This is a genomic window from uncultured Brachybacterium sp. (assembly GCF_947500705.1).
In the GTDB taxonomy this organism is placed as follows: domain Bacteria; phylum Actinomycetota; class Actinomycetes; order Actinomycetales; family Dermabacteraceae; genus Brachybacterium.
The window spans coordinates 1-17,391 of the sequence record NZ_CANMSY010000018.1 but is presented as its reverse complement, the minus strand read 5'-3'; the positions used below and the strand labels follow the sequence as shown (position 1 = coordinate 17,391).

Sequence of the window (17,391 nt, the reverse complement as noted above, 5' to 3'; positions counted from 1 at the left end):
CGCTAACTTACAACTTCCAGTTCTCCGAGTCAAATCGCTGCGGTGTGATCCGCGCCGCGATCTCCTCTCGGAAGACCTTCTGTGCCAGGTCAGTGCGGGAATCTCGGTCTGGCACGCTGGCCGTTCCTCGTTCCCGTTGTCCGGGGCACGAGGAAGAACATTACGGGCCCCGCGCACCCCCGTCAAGCCAGAACGACCATTTCCGAAGTGGCCTCGACCACACGCGCCCTCTCGGTCCTTCTTGCCCGGTGAACGTGCTGGTCACGGAGCTTTCCACGAACTGCAGCTCCGGTACTGGTCACGCGCCGGGTCGGGCATCTGCCCTGAACCGCTGGATCAGGGGTGGGGCACGACTCCGCGATGAAGGGCGACGATGCCTCCGCTGAGGTTCCGGTACTGGGTCCTCGACAGGCCTGCGTCGATGAACCAGCGGCGCAGCGACTCCTGGTCCGGCCATTCCAGGATCGATTCCGCGAGGTATTCGTAGGCATCGACGGTGGTCGCCACCTTTCCCGCCACTGCCGGCAGCGCGCGCAGCAGGTACTTCTCGTACACGGTGCGGAACGGCTTCCAGGTCGGGGTGGAGAACTCGCAGACGACAATGCGGCCACCGGGCCTGACGACCCGAGTCATCTCCTCCAGGGCCAACCTCGGCTCCTGCACGTTGCGCAGTCCGAAGGAGATGACAGCGGCATCGAAGGAGTCCGTCGCGAACGGCAGATGCTGCGCGTCGGCCCCCACGAAGGGCACCGGAGCTCCTCGGCGTCGACCCTCGGACATCATCCCGAGGGAGAAGTCTGCGGCGACCACCCGCGCCCCCGCATGGGCGATCGAGGTGGTCGAGGTTCCGGTGCCGGCGGCGAGGTCCATCACCATGTCGCCCTGCTCGATCTCGAGCGCTTCGACCATCAGCGCGCGCCACATCCCGACCTGTCCCAGGGCGGCGACGTTATTCATCAGGTCATAGCGCTTGGCGATGCCATCGAACATCGTCGCGACGTCGTACGGCTGCTTCTCGAGATCGGCACGGCTCATGCATCGATCTTCCCATGCATGACGTCGCTCGCGGACCGACTGCGACCCATCCGCCCTCCGGTGGAAGAATGGGGCGGGCGCCCATCCTGTCGGGCGCTCCAGGCCCGTCCCAGGAGGAGAACCCGAATGACCGATGCCAGCTCAGCACGCTCCGCAGCCATCAGCTCCCTGTCCATCCCGCAGGAGCTGCTCCCGGCCGACGGCCGCTTCGGCTCCGGTCCTTCTCGGATCCGTGAGGCGCAGATGAAGGCGCTGCAGTCGGTCTCGCGCTCGGTCCTGGGCACCTCGCACCGTCAGGCGCCGGTCAAGGACGTGGTGGGTCGGGTGCGATCCGGCCTGACCGAGCTGTTCTCCCTTCCCGCGGGCTATGAGGTGGTGCTCGGCAACGGCGGCTCCACCGCGTTCTGGGACGTGGCGGTGTTCGAGCTGATCGAGCGTCGCTCGCAGCATCTGGTGCTCGGAGAGTTCTCGCAGAAGTTCGCCTCCGAGGCTGCCGGCGCCCCGCATCTCGAGGACCCCGAGATCCTGCGCTCCGAGCCCGGAGGCCTGCCCCAAGCAGTGGCGAACCCTGATGTCGACGCCTACGCCTGGCCCCACAACGAGACCTCCACGGGAGTCATGGCACCGGTGCAGCGCCCTGCCGGCGCAGGAAGCGAGCAGCTGGTCCTGGTCGATGCGACCTCGGTGGCCGGCGCGGCCGCGGTGGACATCTCCCAGACGGACGCCTACTACTTCGCCCCGCAGAAGGCGTTCGCGTCGGATGGAGGCCTCTGGCTCAGCGTCCTCTCCCCCGCTGCGATCGATCGCGCGCAGCGTCTCGGGACAGCGACCGACCGTTGGACGCCCTCGTTCCTGTCGCTCAACAGCGCGATCGAGAACTCCCGGAAGAACCAGACCCTGAACACCCCGGCGGTCGCGACCCTCGTCCTGCTCGCGGAGCAGATCGAATGGATGCTCGCGCAGGGGGGCTTGGCATGGGCGGATGCACGGACCAGGGCCACCAGCGGGATGCTCCACGAGTGGGCCGGCCGGCGCGATGAGATCACCCCCTTCGTCGCTGAGGCCGCCGCGCGATCCCAGGTCGTGACGACCTTGGACGTGGACGAGGCCATCGATGCGACGGCGATCACCGCGGTGCTGCGCGCCCATGGCGTGGTGGACATCGAGCCCTACCGGAAGCTGGGCCGCAACCAGCTGCGGATCGCCACCTTCCCGGCGGTCGAGGAGGCTGACACGGCTGCGCTGATCTCGGTGCTCGATCACGTGCTGGACGCGGCCGGCGCCGCCTGAGCTTCGTCCCGCAGAGCGCGACGGCCGGACCGCCCCCGAGGGGTGGTCCGGCCGTCGTCGTCGATAGAGGCGGCGGATCAGGTGGTCCGGCAGGCGGCCCCCGGCGGCCTCAGTGCCGGGTCAGTCTCGCGGGGGGATCAGGATCTGCCGGAGCAGCGTGGAGGCATCGCGCACTCCGTTCCGCTGCTCTGGGGTGGCCTCGCCGAGTCGGGCGCGAAGCCAGGCGTCGCGCTGCTCACGACCGGCCAGCACCACCTGCAGTCCCTCCTCGGTCAGCGTCACCCGGACCTGTCGGCCGTCGCCGGGATGCGCGGCCCTTCCCACGAGTCCAGCCTCCTCGAGACGTCCCAGGATCCGTGTCATCACCGGCGGGCTGACGTGTTCGAAGTCCGCGAGGGCTCCCGGAGTGGACTCGCCGGCGCGCTGCAGATAAGCCAGCACCGAGAACTGCGGGATGGAGACGGCTTCGGACGCGGTGTGGGAGCGCAGGATCCGAGAGGAGACCAGCAGCACTCGCTGCAGCTCGGCCGCAAGCTCCGCGACCTCAGCGAGCCCGGCCGCGTCAGCGGGCTCCACGGCGTCAGCCGCCTCAGCCGCCTCAGCCGCCTCAGCCGCCTCAGCCGCAGGATCCTGAGCATCCCGCGCGCTCTCCTCTCCGATGCCTGGGCTCACAGCAGCAGGCCCTCGATCGCGCCGCGCAGGAAGTACGCGACGAAGAGCGCAGCGATGAGGTACATCAGCCAGTGCACCTCGCGGGCCTTGCCGCGCACCACCCGGATCAGCACGTACATGACGAAGCCAGCGCCCATGCCGACGGTGATGGAGTAGGCGAAGGGCATCAGGATGATGGTGAGGAAGGCGGGCACCGCGACCTCGACATCAGTGAAATCGATGTCCGTGATCTGAGTCATCATCAGGAAGCCGACCATCACCAGCGCCGGGGTGGCCGCCTCGTAGGGGACCATCGCGACCAGCGGCGAGAGGAAGGTCGAGAGCAGGAAGAGGACACCGACCACGATCGCGGCGATGCCGGTGCGTGCGCCCTCGGCCACGCCGGAGGTCGACTCGACGAAGCTGGTGTTGGAGGAGACGCCACCGAGGCCACCGGCGATCGCGGCGGCGGAGTCGACGACCAGGATGCGCTGGGAATGGGGGATGTCCCCGTCCTCCCTCACCAGACCTGCACCGGAGGCGACACCGACCATCGTGCCCATGGTGTCGAAGAAGTCGGCCAGCAGCAGGGAGAAGACGATGACCGTCGCTCCGATGACGCCGGCGGCGGTGATCCCGCCGATGGGGTCCACCGTGAACAGCGTCGCGAAGTCGGGCATCTGGACCGGGAACTCGGAGATCGCCGGGACGTTCATCGCCCAGCCGCCGGGATTGCCCGCGCCGGAGTCGTCAGGTGCGGTGAAGGCGCCGAGGTGCAGCACGCGCTCGATGATGACCGAGAGGACGGTCGCGGTGACGATCGCGATGAGGATCGCTCCGGGCACCTTGCGGATCCAGAGCACGAACATCAGCAGCAGACCGGTGACGAACACGAAGGTGGGCCAGCCGGTCAGCGAACCGTCATTGCCCAGCTGCACCGGGGTGCCGGCGGCGGTGGTGACGAACTTGGCGTTGAAGAGTCCGAGGAAGGTGATGAAGAGACCGATGCCCACGGCGATGGCCGTCTTGAGGAAGGGCGGGACCGCATCGAACACCGCCTTGCGGAAGCCGGTGAACACCAGCACCAGGATCACGACGCCCTCGATCAGCACCATGCCCATGGCGCCGCCCCAGGTCATACCCGGCAGCGGCACCACGGAATAGGCGAGATAGGCGTTCAGGCCCAGCCCCGCGGCGAGGGCCAGCGGGAATTTGGCCCATGCCCCCATGAAGATGCTCAGCAGCCCGGCGATGAGGGCGGTGCCGGCGGCGACTGCGGGAAGGTTCGGCTCCGCGCCGCCTCCGAGGTACATGCCGGTCGAATCGGGGACCGTGCCGATGATCAACGGGTTCAGCACCACGATGTAGCACATCGAGAAGAAGGTCACCAGGCCGCCACGGATCTCCCTGCTGAGCGTGGATCCACGCTCGGAGATCTTGAAGTAGCGGTCCAGTCCGGACCGGGGTGCCACGGCCGTGGAGCCGGTGGTCGAGGAGGGGGACGAGGGATCAGCCTGCTGCATGGGACGAATCGTATCTGTCCTGCACCCTGCGGATCTCCCTGCCTCGCCTGTGTCAGACCTGCGTCACGTCCAGGGGGTTCTCGATCTCCAGACGGCGGGCGTAGCGGTAGTCATCCGCCAGCTGGAGCTCCGCAGCGGCTGCTTCGTCCACCACCACCACGACGTCCGGGTGCAGCTGCAGAACGGTCGCCGGCCAGCGTGAGCTGATCGCACCTTCGATGAGCTGGGCGACGGCGGCGGCCTTGCTGGCCCCGGTCGCGGTGAGCACGATCCTGCGCGCCTCGAGGATCGTGCCCAATCCCTGGCTGAGCGCCCTCACCGGGACGTCGACGGGGCTGTCGAAGTACCGGGAGTTGTCCGTGATGGTCGAGCGGGTCAGCCCCACCACCCGGGTGCGGGAGTTCAGGGAGCTGCCGGGCTCGTTGAAGGCGATGTGCCCGTTGGAGCCGATGCCCAGGATCTGCAGGTCCACTCCCCCGGCCTCAGCGATCCGGCGGTCGTAGGAGGCGGCCTCGGCGATCGGGTCGGCGGCTGCACCGTTCGGGGAGACGACGGCGGCATCGTCGATGTCGATCTGCTCGGTGAAGTTCTCACGGATGAAGCGGTGATAGCTCTGATCATGCCCCGCGGGCAGACCCACATACTCGTCGAGCAGGAAGGCACGGCTGTCGGCGAAGGACAGACCTTCCTCGCGGTGCCGACGGATCAGCTCGGTGTAGGTGGGGACCGGGGATGAACCGGTGGCCAGGCCCAGCACGGCACCGGAGGGGCCGGCTTCCTGGAGCGTGCGTGCGAAGGTGTCGGCGACGACCTGCGCGCCTGCTTCGGCGTCGGCCACGATGTGGATCTCCATACGGTCCTGCCATCCGTCCCGGTGCGCCTCGGGGCGCTCCTGATGATCGTTGTTGCGCGTTCTCGGAAGCTCCAGAGCATAGCGGCCGAGGGAGCGGCTCCCGGTGCGCGGCGCGACCGCCCGCCACGACGGAGACGCAGCAGACATGACGACGCTGCCGCACAGCACGTGTGCGGCAGCGTCGTCGTGTTCTCTGCCGGGGCGGGCCCGCTCAGCAGGAGCGGCCCGCTCGGCTCACTTCTTCTTGCCGGAGTTCGCGGCGAACTCGAAGGCGGCGCGCGGGGTCTCGGTCTGCGGGATCCCGATGATGTCGCGGCGGGAGATCAGGTTGGTCGCCCAGCCCGCGACGACGGACGCCTTGCGACCGAGGGTCGGCATCGCGTACACGTGGTACGAGCGGGCCATCACCCAGGCCGGGAGGCCGCGGATGTCGAGCTCCTTCTCGCCCAGCTGCAGGCGGCCGACGCCCTTGTACATGCCGAGGGTCGCCATGACGCCGAGGTTCTTGTGGTAGTAGTCCACGAGTGGACGACCCTGCACGGAGCGCGCGATGTTGTCCGCCACGCGCTTGCCCTGACGAACCGCGTGCTGAGCGTTGGGCGGGCAGAACTTGCCCTCGCCCGAGGCGAGATCCGGCACCGCGGCGCAGTCGCCGGCGGTGAAGACGTCGTCCAGCGGGCCGTCGACGCCGTTGACGCGCAGGTCCGCGAGCGCCTCGAGCTTGCCCATCAGCGGGCCGCGCTCGGTGACGACGGGAAGGTCGGAGACCTCGGAGTCCGAGAGCACCGGAGCAGGCTTCACACCGGCGTTCCAGACCAGCAGATCGGTCTCGAACTCGTCGCCGTCGCTGGTCTTGATCACGCCGTTCTCCGCGGAGTTCAGGAAGGTCTCGAGCTTGACCTCGATGCCGCGCTCGCGCAGCTGGTTGAGGACGTAGGCGCGCTGGTCCGCGGTGAGCTCGGGGAAGATGAACGGCGCGCCGTCGACGAGCACGAAGCGAATGTCCGAGGCGTGCAGGTCGGGGTAGTAGCGCAATGCGTCGCGGACCATGTCCTCGGTTTCGGCGACAGCCTCGCCACCGGCGAAGCCGCCACCGATGAAGGTGAAGGTGAGCAGGCGCTTGCGCACTGCCGGGTCCTTGGTGGACGCCGCTTCGGCGAGGTTCCCGAGGATGCGGTCGCGCACAGCGGCGGCTTCCTCGACCTGCTTGAAGCCGATCGCGTTCTCTGCCAGGCCCGGGATGGGCAGCAGGCGCGGCACGGCACCGAGACCGACGACGAGGTAGTCATAGGCGATCTCGAGCTTCTCGCCCTCGTCCAGGTCCACCACGACGTTCTTCTCAGCACTGCGGATGGCGGACACCGCGCCGGTGACGACCTTCGCGCCGGGGAGCACCTTCCGCAGGGGCGCCAGGACGTCGCGCGGGTGGATGCTGCCCGCGCCGACCTCGGGGAGGAAGGGCGCGTACGTCATATACGGGCGCGGGTCGACGACCGTGATCGCGACCTCAGCGCCGAGGGTCTTGCGCAGCTCGGACGCGGTCGTCAGACCGACGGAACCACCGCCGAGGATGAGGACATGGGGCTTACCGCCGAAAGTGTTGGTCATACCCCCAGCCTAGAACCGTCCGGCCCCGGAGACAAAAAGGATGAGACGAAATGGGCGATCCGCGGCGTGTCCAGGCTCCGTGGAGGGCTCAGGGCACCGCGTCGAGCAGGTCCAGGGCGATCCCGTCGAGGATGTCGTGCTCGCTGGTGCGCGTCTCGCTGATCGCTGCGGCAGCTGCCACCCGGGTCATGATCCGGGACCAGATCAGGGCCCCGGCCCCGATCACATCGATGCGACCTGGATGGATGACCGATCGGAGGGAGCGCTGCTGCCTGGTCTCTGCGAGCAGGGAGCGGCAGGTCGACTCGACCTGATCGATCGGCAGCCTGGCGCCGTGGGTGACGTCGGGACGATAGTCCTGGATTCCCGTGGCCACGGCAGTGACGGTCGTCACTGTTCCGGCGACACCGACCAGTGCTGCGGTGCGCTGCCATGGCACCGCCGCTTCAGCAGCGTCGAGATGAGCGTCGATATCCGCTGTCGCCGCAGCGATCTCGACCGCCGTGGGCGGGTCCGAGTGCAGGTGACGCTCCGTCATGCGGACCGAGCCGATGTCCATGCTGATGCGGTGGGTCGGGGTCTCTGTGCCGAGCACCAGCTCCGTGGACCCGCCGCCGATGTCGACCACCAGCCGAGGACCTGCAGGCAGGCCCTGCACGGTGCTGACTGCGCCGCGGAAGGAGAGCGCCGCCTCCTCCTGACCGCTGATGACCTCGGCTTCCACCCCGAGGATCTCGCGGATGCCGTCGATGAACAGGTCACGATTGGCGGCATCGCGGGTCGCCGAGGTCGCGACGAAGCGGATCTCCTGACGCGTGACGCCATGGTGATCGATCAGGGTCCGGTACCGGCGTGCGGCCTCCAGGGTGCGCTCCACCGCGACCGGGTCGAACTGTCCGGTCCGGTCCACGCCGAGGCCGAGTCGCACCATCTCCAGCTGCCGCTCGAGGTCGACCATCTCACCGGAGGCCTCGTCGCGGCGAGCGATCAGCAGACGGATCGAGTTCGTGCCGCAATCGATCGCGGCGACAGGCGCGCTCATCCGATCTCCGCCGGCTCAGCCGGGCCAGCTCCGCAGCGGCAGCGCACTTCGATCGCGCCGTCGATGCGCGACAGCACGAGGTCGGCGACCGGGTTGACGCCCGGACCCTCCGCGAGGGCCTGCCCTGCGAGCGCGTGGAGGCACTTCACACGGGTCGGCATCCCGCCGGCGCTGACGTGATGGACCTCCTCGGCGTCACCGAGCTCCTCGCGACGGGCGAGGTATCGCTCGTGGGCGGACAGATAGGCGTTCGAGAGGGCCTCGTCCTGGGCCAGCTGCTCGGTGAGGTCGGTCATCAGTCCCGTGGCCTCGAGCCGGGAGAGCTCGAGGGTGAGCCAGGGCAGCGTGAGATAGAGGGAGGTCGGGAAGGGCGTCCCGTCCTCGAGGCGCGGCGCGGTGCGCACCACCGCGGGACGACCGCAGCCGCAGCGGCGGGCGATGGAGACCACCCCGCGCATGTCGCGGCCGAGCTGCTCGCGCATGACCTCGAGGTCATGCGCGGTGGTCGGGGTCTCGAAGGGCAGAGGGGAAAGTGTTGTCACTGATCGGGATCCTGGTCGGTGGTGTCGTCGGCGGGGTCCTGCTCGGAGACGTCGTCGTCGGTCGATCCCGTCTCATCGGGGATGTCATCGGCGGTCAGGCGGCTGGAGCCCTCCACGCTCTCCCAGAGGACGGAGAACCACTCGCCCTCCTTCGCGGCTTCCTGGGCCTGCTCGGCCTCGGTCAGCGGCACATCCTGGCCGGAGGTGTCGGTGAGGCGGTACTGGGTCTCCCCGGGCATCGCGAACAGCAGGCGCTCACGGGCGCGGGCGGCGACATAGGCCGGGTCCTCCCAGCGGGCGACCTGGGTGCGCAGATCCTCGACCTGCTGCTCCTGCTGCGAGACCTGTGCGCTCAGCTCGGAGAGCTGCTGGCGCTGGGCGACATAGGAGTTGACCGTGGGCACCAGTGCGGCCAGGGCGACGACCACGAGCGCCACCAGGGCGAGGGTGCGCCGGGTGATGGTGATCCCGGGACCCTCCTCCGCAGGGCCCCCTGCACTGCTGCCGGCGGCCGGTCGAGAGGCCGCGACCGGGCCTCGTGAACGCGGCTGTGCGGCCTTCTTCGACGCCGTGCGCGAGGTGGCGGCGGCGGGACGCGAGGAGGCCCGCGCGCCCGGCCGCCGGGCCCCGGACGCGGCGACCGGGCGCCTCGTCGATCGCGGGGCGCCCGGTCGTCTGCTGGTCATGGCTCGAGGCTACAACCTCGAGCTGAGGACTCAGGCGGTGAAACGCGGGAAGGCGGAGGCGCCGGCGTAGCGAGCTGCCTCACCCAGCTCCTCCTCGATGCGCAGCAGCTGGTTGTACTTCGCCACGCGCTCGCCACGGGCGGGGGCGCCCGACTTGATCTGGCCGCAGTTGGTGGCCACGGCGAGGTCGGCGATGGTGGTGTCCTCGGTCTCGCCGGAGCGGTGGGACATCATCGCGGTGAAGCCTGCGCGGTGCGCGAGATCCACGGCGTCCAGGGTCTCGGAGAGCGAGCCGATCTGGTTGACCTTCACCAGCAGCGCGTTCGCGGAGCCCTCGGTGATGCCGCGGCTGAGACGCTCGGGGTTGGTGACGAAGAGGTCGTCGCCCACGAGCTGGGTCTTGGCGCCGAGACGATCGGTCATGGCCTTCCAGCCCTCCCAGTCGTCCTCATCCAGCGGGTCCTCGATGGAGACCAGCGGGTACGCGTCGACGAGCTCGGCGTAGTACTCGACCATCTCGGCGGCGCTCTTCTGGGCGCCCTCGAAGGTGTAGGAGCCGTCCTGGTAGAACTCGGAGGCGGCGACGTCGAGCGCGAGTGCGACCTCGGTGCCGACCTCGAAGCCTGCCTTGCCGATGGCCTCGACGATGAGGTCGAGAGCGGCACGGTTCGAGTCGAGGTTCGGCGCGAAGCCGCCCTCGTCGCCGAGGCCCGTGGCCAGCCCGCGCTCCTTGAGCACGGACTTCAGCGCGTGGTACACCTCGGCGCCGACGCGCATCGCCTCGGAGAAGGTCTCCGCGCCGATCGGAGCGATCATGAACTCCTGGATGTCGACGTTGGAGTCCGCGTGCGAGCCGCCGTTGAGGATGTTCATCATCGGCACCGGCAGGATGTGGGCGTTCGGACCGCCGACGTACTGGTACAGCGGGATGCCGGCGGAGTCCGCGGCGGCGCGGGCGACGGCGAGCGAGACGCCGAGGATCGCGTTGGCACCGACGGCACCCTTGTTCTCGGTGCCGTCGAGCTCGAGCATCGCGGCGTCGATCGCACGCTGCTCCTGGACATCCATGCCCAGGATCTTCGGCTGGATGTCGGCGACCACTGCGGCGACGGCGTCCAGGACGCCCTTGCCCAGGTAGCGGGACTTGTCGCCGTCGCGACGCTCAACGGCCTCGAAGGCGCCGGTGGAGGCGCCGGAGGGGACCGCGGCGCGGGCGAACGTGCCGTCATCGAGCAGGATCTCCACCTCGACGGTGGGATTTCCTCGGGAGTCGAGGATCTCGCGGGCGTGCAGGGCATCGATCAGGGCTGCCATGGGCTGTTCCTTCCGTCGGGTGATGTTCCGTCACGTCCGGTCGGCGCTGACCGTCCACCGGACAGTCTAGGCCGTGCCTCCCGCTTCACGCTCCCGGGTGCCCCCGGTTGCGTCCTGCGCCGAGTCCCCGTCCGCCGCGAGGAGCGTCCGGGTCCTGGTGAGCAGGGCGCGCAGAGCGGTCTCCGGGTCATCGTCGCGGGATTCGGCGACCACCACCAGATCCAGCAGCGCTCGCGAGAGATCCGCTCCCCAGCTCCCGGCATCCTCTGCCTCGGCTGCCTCATCGGCGGTGGCCAACAGCTCCTCGAGACGACCCTCGGACCGGGCCCGGTGCACCACCTTCGCGGCGCTCTGCAGAGCGGGCAGCTGTGCGGGGAGGCCGTCGAACCAGCCCTTGCGTCGGCGCCCGTGCTCGGCGTTCTCCGCGGCCTTCACCGCATGCCACTGGGCGATGATCTGGTCGACGTCCGCGGGATCCTGGAGCGCCTGCTCGGCCCGGTCTCCGAAGACGTGGGGGTTGCGCCGCTCCATCTTCGCGACGAAGGCCCGGGCGACGTCACCGAGATCCCACGGAGGATCCTCCTCCTGCCCGACCCTGGCGTGGAAGAGGATCTGGAACAGCAGGTCACCGAGCTCGTCCGCGAGCGCCCCGGGACCGTGGGCGGCGGGATCGTCGATCACCTCGAGGACCTCGTGGGTCTCCTCGAGGAGGTACCGGGCCAGCGAGGCATGGGTCTGCTGATGCGTCCAGGCGTCCCCGTCGGGCGCTCGCAGCGCATCCATCACCGCGACCGCCCGCAGCAGCGCCGTGTCCCGGGGAGCCGGGGCGGTGAGCTCACTCGTCCGGTGCGCGGACTCCGGCTGTCGGGGCACTGCCTGCTCGCGCTCTGGACGTGCGGGCACTGCCTGTTCGGGCCCTGGATGTGCGGGCACTGCCTGCTCGTCCGCTGGTTGTGCGGGCACTGACGACTGCCGTGGTCGGTTCACAGGTGCGAGGCTACTTCGCCGAGGCCCGGGACGTGATCTCCTCCGCCGCCGCCGGGACCAGCGTGCGCAGGATCTCGCGCGACCAGTCCAGCAGCTCATGGTCCCGCAGCTCCGTGCCGCCGAGACGAGAAGTCATCGGCCGGGGCACCAGCACCTGCCGGGTGGCGGGCTTGAGCAGGGTTCCCGGGTAGAGCCGCTTCATGCGCATCGCCGCGGAATCGAGCACCTCGAGATGGGCGAAGCGGATCATCTTGCCCTGGGCCAGGATCTCGTCGACCCCGGCGGCGCGGGCGTCGATCCGGAACCGGGCGACATCCAGCAGCACCTCCACGGACGCCGGCGGTGCGCCATAGCGATCGGTGAGCTCGGCACGGATCTGGTCGATCTCGGCGACCTCCCGCACGGCGGAGAGCTTGGAGTACGCCTCGAGGCGCAGCCGCTCGGAGCCGATGTAGTCGTGCGGGATGTGGGCGTCCAGCGGGAGCTCCACCCGGATCTCCTTCTCCGGCGCCTTGCCCTCGCCGCGGAAGGCGGCCACGGCCTCCCCCACCATCCGCACGTACAGGTCGAAGCCGACCCCGGCGATGTGGCCGGACTGCTCACCGCCGAGGAGGTTGCCGGCGCCGCGGATCTCGAGGTCCTTCATCGCGACCTTCATGCCGGCACCGAGGTCGGTGTTGGTGGCCAGGGTGGTCAGGCGGTCATGGGCGAGCTCGGTGAGCGGCTTGGTCGCGTTGTACAGGAAGTACGAGTAGGCGCGCTCGCTCGAACGGCCGACCCGGCCGCGCAGCTGATGCAGCTGGGAGAGCCCGAACTTGTCGGCGTGCTCGACGATGAGGGTGTTGGCATTGGCGATGTCCAGCCCGGTCTCGACGATGGTGGTGCACACCAGCACATCGAAGTCCCGTTCCCAGAAGTCGACGATCACCCGTTCGAGCTGGTGCTCGTTCATCTTGCCGTGGGCGACCTGCACCCGGGCGTCGGGCACCAGCTCCCGGAGGTGAGCGGCGACGCGATCGATGTCCTCGACCCGGTTGTGGATGTAGAAGACCTGGCCGTCGCGCAGCAGCTCGCGGCGGATCGCCGCGGTGACCTGTTTGTCCTCCTGGGCGCCGACGTAGGTGAGCACCGGGTGGCGTTCCTCCGGCGGGGTGGCCAGGATCGACATCTCGCGGATGCCGGTGACGGCCATTTCGAGGGTGCGCGGGATCGGGGTCGCGGACATGGAGAGCACGTCGACGTTCGTGCGCAGCGCCTTGAGCGTCTCCTTGTGCTCGACGCCGAAACGCTGCTCCTCGTCGACGATCAGCAGCCCGAGGTCCTTGAAGCGCACCTGCCCGGTGAGCAGGCGGTGGGTGCCGATGACGACATCGACGGTGCCGTCGGCGACACCTTCGACGGTGGCCTTGGAATCCGCAGGGTTCTGGAAGCGGGAGAGTCCGCGCACGGTGACGGGGAATCCGGTGTAGCGCTCGGTGAAGGTGTCCAGATGCTGCTGGGCGAGCAGGGTGGTGGGAGCGAGGATGGCGACCTGCTTGCCGTCCTGGACGGCCTTGAAGGCGGCGCGCACCGCGATCTCCGTCTTGCCGTAGCCCACGTCGCCGAGGATCAGACGATCCATCGGGACCGACTTCTCCATATCGCGCTTGACGTCCTCGATGGTGGAGAGCTGATCAGGGGTCTCGACGAACTCGAAGGAGTCCTCGAGCTCACGCTGCCACGGGGTGTCGGGGCCGAAGGCATGGCCGGGCGCGGACTGCCGGGCCGAGTACAGCCGCACCAGCTCGTCGGCGATCTCGCGAATCGCCCGACGGGCCTTCGACTTCGTCTTGGCCCAGTCGGCGCCTCCCATGCGGTTGACGCTGGGGTCCTCGCCGCCGACGTACTTGGTGACCTGGTCGAGCTGGTCGCTGGGGACGTAGAGCCGGTCCCCGGGCTGACCCTTCTTCGAGGCCGCGTATTCGATGACGAGGTACTCGCGGGTGGTGCGCTTGGCCCCGGTGCCGACGGCGCGGCTGGTCATCTCCACGAACTTGCCCACCCCGTGGTGGGCATGGACCACGTGGTCCCCGGGGCGGAGCTGGAGCGGATCCACGACGTTGCGACGTCGCGAGGGCATCTTCCGCTCCTCGCCGCGTCGTGCTCCGGACTTGCCGGTGAGGTCGCGCTCGGAGGTGAGCACGAGCTTCAGCTCCTCGTCGACCAGGCCCTCAATGAAGGGGCCCACGGTGACCACGGCCTCGCCAGGGGCGACAGGTGCCTCGAGATCGGCGGCATAGACCGCGGGCAGCCCTTCACCGCGGAGGTTCTCGGCGGCGTGGCGGGCACCGCCGGGGCCGACCATGGTGGAGATGACCGACCAGCCCTCGAGGCGCCGGCGCTCGAGATCCTTCGCAGCATCGCCGGGCTTGCCGGAGTAGCCGGGATGGGTGGTCGATGCGGTGGTGACGTCGACATCGGTGTCCAGCCCGAAGGCGGCGAGGGTGAACCAGGGGCGGCCGCCCTCGCGGGCGTGGCCCTTGGCCTCGGAGAGCGGCACGAAGCTCGCCGCGCCCACGTCGATCGGGAGCCCACCACCGGCGGCGGCGCTGGACCAGGCCGCGGCGAGGAACTCATCGGTGGTCGCGACCAGCTCGTCGGCTCGGCCTCGGGCCTTCTCGGGGTCGACGATGAGGAACCGGGCCCCGGCGGGGAGCACATCGGCGACCTGCTCCATCTCGCCCACGAGCACCGGGCTGAGGGACTCCATGCCGTCGGCGGCGATGCCGTCGGCGATCCTCAGCAGCAGGTCCCGCACCCCGGGCAGCTCTTCGGCCCGAGCGCGGGCACGCTCCCGCACCGCGGGGGTCAGCAGGATCTCGCGGCAGGGCGGGGCATCGAGTCCCCGTGGGGCGGGGTCCAGAGAGCGCTGATCGGCGATGGAGAAGTAGCGGACGTCGTCGATCTCGTCGCCGAAGAGGTCCACGCGGACCGGATGCGGCTCGGTGGGCGGGAAGACGTCGAGGATGCCGCCGCGGACGGCGAACTCGCCGCGTTTCTCGACCATGTCGACGCGCACGTAAGCGGCGTCGACGAGATCGCGCTCGAGGTCTTCGAGGGGGTAGGTCTCCCCCACGCGGGCGCGCACCGGCTGCAGGTCGCCGAGCCCGGTGGCGATGGGCTGCAGCAGAGAGCGCACCGGCATCAGCAGCACGTGGACCGGGACCTCGGTCTCGGGATGCGCGATGCGTCGCAGGGTGGCGAGGCGCTTGGCGACCGTGTCTGCCCGCGGGGAGAGCCGCTCGTGCGGCAGGGTCTCCCAGGCCGGCAGCTCAGCGAGGTGCTCGGTGCCGACCAGGGCCGTCAGCGCCGCCCGCAGATCCTCGGTGGCCCGGGTGGTGGCGGTGACCACGACCAGGGGATGTTCGGCGCTCGCCTGCTGTGCCAGGTCGGCGACCAGGAAGGGGAACAGGCCGGTGGCAGCGACGATGCTGCCGCCGTCGCCGCTCTCGGACCCTGCGGCGATCAGCTCACGGACTGCGGTGAGGTCCCGGCCGGCGGAGAGCTGGTCCAGGAGCGGCCGCAGCGGGGGCCGCTGGGCGGTCTGGACGGGGGCGGTGGTCTGGGTGGTCATCGGACCTCTCGGGAGTGGAAGCGCTGCTGCGCGGCGGTGAGACCCTCGAGGATGACGGACTCGACGGCGTCGGCCGCCTCGGAGATCAGGAGCTCGAGGGTCTTGCGCTCGGTGGAGCTGAAGGGGGCGAGCACGTGATCGGCGGTGTCTCGACTGCCGGGGGGCCGGCCCACGCCGACTCGCACCCGCAGGTAGTCCTTGGTGCCCAGGGCCTTGGTGATGTCGCGCAGACCGTTGTGGCCGCCCTCGCCGCCGCCGCGCTTGAGGCGGAGGGCGCCTGCGGGGATGTCGACCTCGTCATGCACCACGACCACCTGTTCAGGGGCGATGTCGTAGTAGGCGGCCAACGCTTTCACCGGGCCGCCGGAGACGTTCATGTAGGTGGTGGTCTTGGCGAGGATGACCCGCTCGTCAGCGCCGGGGAGGCCGAGCCGTCCCTCGAGGACGACAGCCTGGGCTCGACGGGCCGCGGTGAAGCGACCGCCGCCGGCGTCCGCGATGTGGTCCAGGACCATCTGCCCGACGTTGTGGCGGGTCGCGGCATACTTCGGGCCCGGGTTTCCGAGACCCACCACCAGATAGGGGCCTGGCCGGTGTTCGCTGGCGGTCATGAGCTTCTCCTTGCTGCTGCTCGTCGCTGCGGCGTGCTGCTGGTGACGTGTATCGGCCGCAGCTGCCGGCCTCACTTCTCAGGTCCGTTCAGGTCCGTTCAGGTCTGTTCAGGCCTGTTCGGGGTCGGCGCTCGATGCCGTCCGCCGGAGTGCGCTCGACACGAGACGAGCTCCCGACGAGGCAGAGCGCACGACCCCGGACACAGTACCGGGGCGCCGCGCACAGCGCGACGCCCCGGTCCCTGGGGTGTGAGCAACGGAGCGGGAACAGCGGCACAGTGCCGGCTGCGCCCGCTCCGAGAGGTCACTCCTGCTCGGAGGACTCCTCGGCAGCGGCCTGCTCGCCCTCGGAGTCCTCGTCGGACTCCTCTTCGACGCGCGGGAGCTGCACGGAGGCGACCAGGATCTCGGCGTCGGTGACCAGCTCGGCGTCGCCCGGCAGGGTGACGTCGCCGGCGAACAGCTGGTAGCCGTCCTCGGTGCCCTCGACCGAGACCTCGACCTCCTGCGGAACGTTGAGCGCGTCGACCAGGAGGGTGAGGGTCTGCAGGTCGACGAACGCGGCGGCGGGCGCGACGGGCTCACCGGTGAGGACGACCGGGATCTCGACCTCGACCTTCTCGCCCTTGCGGACGGTGATCAGGTCGAGGTGGTTCAGGGAGCGCTTGAGCGGGTGACGCTGGATCTCCTTGATCAGCGCGAGGTGCGTGGTGCCGTCGGCGAGCTGGAGCTCGAGCAGCGCGTTGGGGTTACGGGCGGCCAGGGCGGTGGCGTGGCCGGGCAGGGAGAGGTGGAGGGGTGCCTCGCCGTGGCCGTACAGGACGGCGGGAACCAGGCTCTGGGTGCGCAGGCGGCGCGCGGCGCCCTTGCCGAAGTCCTCGCGCAGTTCGACGTTCAGCTTCTCAGCCATGGGGTGCTCCTCGTGGATACGTGTGGCTCGACGATGAGCGACGCCACGGGGCACAGGGGGCACAGGCTCCCAGTTCTCCGCACCGCGTCGATCACGGAGGGGCCTTGGCCCGCTCCCTCGCCGAAGTGACCCGGTGAGATTAGCACGCACGGGGCCCGCACGCCCCTCCCGAGTGAGGGGCGCCGCACTTCCGTGGGCGCGGCCCTGCTCGGCACGGGCCCTTCACACGCTCCACAGCCGCGCAGCAGCCGTCGGGACCTACGTCCTTGCAGGTCAGAGCAGTGGATTGGTGACCTAGGTCCCCGGGCAGAGCTGTCTGGCCGACCTACTCTTTTCTTGTCACTTCCACACGACCCGTTCGCAGGGTCACCCACCGAAAGGCATCTCCCGTGTCTGCCCTCCCCGCCACTCGTGTCACTGTCCCCGCCGCCGCAGACGCAACCACCGGCACCGAGAAGAAGGGATGGGGCTACACGGTCCTCGGCCTCACACGACTCATGGTCGGCTTCACCTTCCTCTGGGCCTTCCTCGACAAGACCTTCGGGCTGGGCTTCTCCACCCCCACCGAGAAATCCTGGCTGAACGGCGGATCCCCCACCAGTGGGTTCCTCGGCGGATCGATCGAGGGAGGGAATCCCTTCGCACAGGTCGGTGGTGTCATAGCGTCGTAGCAACACTCCCGGTCGGTGGGGGCTCGAGGCGAGGAGGCCTGGGATGGTGCGGCGG

14 protein-coding genes and 1 pseudogene are annotated in these 17,391 nt (G+C 69.5%); 2 read left to right on the top strand and 13 right to left on the bottom strand.

Going from position 1 to position 17,391, the window contains the following annotated elements; all coding sequences use genetic code 11:
* Positions 1 to 336: 336 nt before the first annotated feature.
* On the bottom strand, positions 337 to 1,035 hold the full coding sequence (locus Q0937_RS17790) for a demethylmenaquinone methyltransferase (RefSeq protein ID WP_299306342.1): 699 nt from the start codon (positions 1,033 to 1,035) through the stop codon (positions 337 to 339).
* A 126-nt stretch (positions 1,036 to 1,161) separates the two neighbouring features.
* On the opposite strand from Q0937_RS17790, the gene serC reads away from it, so the two are divergent.
* Positions 1,162 to 2,325 carry a phosphoserine transaminase gene (serC, locus tag Q0937_RS17785; protein WP_299306340.1) on the top strand — a complete coding sequence of 388 codons (1,164 nt, stop codon included), beginning with the start codon at positions 1,162 to 1,164 and terminating at the stop codon, positions 2,323 to 2,325.
* A gap of 120 nt (positions 2,326 to 2,445) precedes the next feature.
* On the opposite strand, the gene Q0937_RS17780 is transcribed toward serC, so the two are convergent.
* From Q0937_RS17780 to Q0937_RS17725, 12 genes are all read right to left on the bottom strand, one after another.
* Positions 2,446 to 2,901 carry a MarR family winged helix-turn-helix transcriptional regulator gene (locus Q0937_RS17780; RefSeq protein WP_299306338.1) on the bottom strand — a complete coding sequence of 152 codons (456 nt, stop codon included), beginning with the start codon at positions 2,899 to 2,901 and terminating at the stop codon, positions 2,446 to 2,448.
* Between the two features lie 92 nt (positions 2,902 to 2,993).
* A complete protein-coding gene (locus Q0937_RS17775; RefSeq protein ID WP_299306336.1) occupies positions 2,994 to 4,499 on the bottom strand; it encodes an NCS2 family permease in 1,506 nt (501 codons plus the stop codon).
* Positions 4,500 to 4,551: 52 nt separating this feature from the next.
* Positions 4,552 to 5,352, bottom strand: a complete 801-nt coding sequence (gene nagB, locus Q0937_RS17770) for a glucosamine-6-phosphate deaminase (RefSeq protein WP_299306335.1) — start codon at positions 5,350 to 5,352, stop codon at positions 4,552 to 4,554.
* A gap of 234 nt (positions 5,353 to 5,586) precedes the next feature.
* Positions 5,587 to 6,960, bottom strand: coding sequence for an NAD(P)/FAD-dependent oxidoreductase (locus tag Q0937_RS17765; RefSeq protein ID WP_299306333.1), 1,374 nt, complete (start codon positions 6,958 to 6,960; stop codon positions 5,587 to 5,589).
* 88 nt (positions 6,961 to 7,048) lie between these two features.
* Positions 7,049 to 8,002, bottom strand: coding sequence for an exopolyphosphatase (locus Q0937_RS17760; RefSeq protein ID WP_299306331.1), 954 nt, complete (start codon positions 8,000 to 8,002; stop codon positions 7,049 to 7,051).
* Positions 7,999 to 8,544 (bottom strand): DUF501 domain-containing protein, encoded by a 546-nt coding sequence (locus Q0937_RS17755; protein WP_299306329.1) that lies wholly within the window; start codon positions 8,542 to 8,544, stop codon positions 7,999 to 8,001. Before Q0937_RS17755 ends, Q0937_RS17760 begins: the two co-directional genes overlap by 4 nt.
* Positions 8,541 to 9,230, bottom strand: coding sequence for a septum formation initiator family protein (locus Q0937_RS17750; protein WP_299306327.1), 690 nt, complete (start codon positions 9,228 to 9,230; stop codon positions 8,541 to 8,543). Before Q0937_RS17750 ends, Q0937_RS17755 begins: the two co-directional genes overlap by 4 nt.
* Positions 9,231 to 9,260: 30 nt before the next feature.
* Complete coding sequence (gene eno / locus Q0937_RS17745; RefSeq protein WP_299306325.1) at positions 9,261 to 10,544, bottom strand: phosphopyruvate hydratase; 1,284 nt, start codon at positions 10,542 to 10,544, stop codon at positions 9,261 to 9,263.
* 66 nt (positions 10,545 to 10,610) lie between these two features.
* Positions 10,611 to 11,417 (bottom strand): MazG nucleotide pyrophosphohydrolase domain-containing protein, encoded by an 807-nt coding sequence (locus Q0937_RS17740; protein ID WP_299306323.1) that lies wholly within the window; start codon positions 11,415 to 11,417, stop codon positions 10,611 to 10,613.
* Positions 11,418 to 11,541: 124 nt separating this feature from the next.
* Positions 11,542 to 15,144, bottom strand: coding sequence for a transcription-repair coupling factor (gene mfd / locus Q0937_RS17735; protein ID WP_299306321.1), 3,603 nt, complete (start codon positions 15,142 to 15,144; stop codon positions 11,542 to 11,544).
* Positions 15,141 to 15,755, bottom strand: a complete 615-nt coding sequence (gene pth / locus Q0937_RS17730) for an aminoacyl-tRNA hydrolase (RefSeq protein WP_299306320.1) — start codon at positions 15,753 to 15,755, stop codon at positions 15,141 to 15,143. Before pth ends, mfd begins: the two co-directional genes overlap by 4 nt.
* 304 nt (positions 15,756 to 16,059) lie before the next feature.
* Positions 16,060 to 16,665 carry a 50S ribosomal protein L25/general stress protein Ctc gene (locus tag Q0937_RS17725; RefSeq protein ID WP_299306318.1) on the bottom strand — a complete coding sequence of 202 codons (606 nt, stop codon included), beginning with the start codon at positions 16,663 to 16,665 and terminating at the stop codon, positions 16,060 to 16,062.
* Positions 16,666 to 17,054: 389 nt separating this feature from the next.
* Between Q0937_RS17725 and Q0937_RS17720 the strand changes: the two are divergent.
* Positions 17,055 to 17,309, top strand: a pseudogene (locus tag Q0937_RS17720) (hypothetical protein); the annotation flags it as partial.
* Positions 17,310 to 17,391: the final 82 nt, after the last annotated feature.

Coding starts and splice junctions, on each gene's coding strand:
- eno (WP_299306325.1), bottom strand. CDS start 10,544: ATGGCAGCCCTGATCGATGCCCTGCACGCCCGCGAGATCCTCGACTCC.
- Q0937_RS17750 (WP_299306327.1), bottom strand. CDS start 9,230: ATGACCAGCAGACGACCGGGCGCCCCGCGATCGACGAGGCGCCCGGTC.
- Q0937_RS17765 (WP_299306333.1), bottom strand. CDS start 6,960: ATGACCAACACTTTCGGCGGTAAGCCCCATGTCCTCATCCTCGGCGGT.
- serC (WP_299306340.1), top strand. CDS start 1,162: ATGACCGATGCCAGCTCAGCACGCTCCGCAGCCATCAGCTCCCTGTCC.
- nagB (WP_299306335.1), bottom strand. CDS start 5,352: ATGGAGATCCACATCGTGGCCGACGCCGAAGCAGGCGCGCAGGTCGTC.
- Q0937_RS17790 (WP_299306342.1), bottom strand. CDS start 1,035: ATGAGCCGTGCCGATCTCGAGAAGCAGCCGTACGACGTCGCGACGATG.
- Q0937_RS17775 (WP_299306336.1), bottom strand. CDS start 4,499: ATGCAGCAGGCTGATCCCTCGTCCCCCTCCTCGACCACCGGCTCCACG.
- pth (WP_299306320.1), bottom strand. CDS start 15,755: ATGACCGCCAGCGAACACCGGCCAGGCCCCTATCTGGTGGTGGGTCTC.
- Q0937_RS17760 (WP_299306331.1), bottom strand. CDS start 8,002: ATGAGCGCGCCTGTCGCCGCGATCGATTGCGGCACGAACTCGATCCGT.
- Q0937_RS17725 (WP_299306318.1), bottom strand. CDS start 16,665: ATGGCTGAGAAGCTGAACGTCGAACTGCGCGAGGACTTCGGCAAGGGC.
- mfd (WP_299306321.1), bottom strand. CDS start 15,144: ATGACCACCCAGACCACCGCCCCCGTCCAGACCGCCCAGCGGCCCCCG.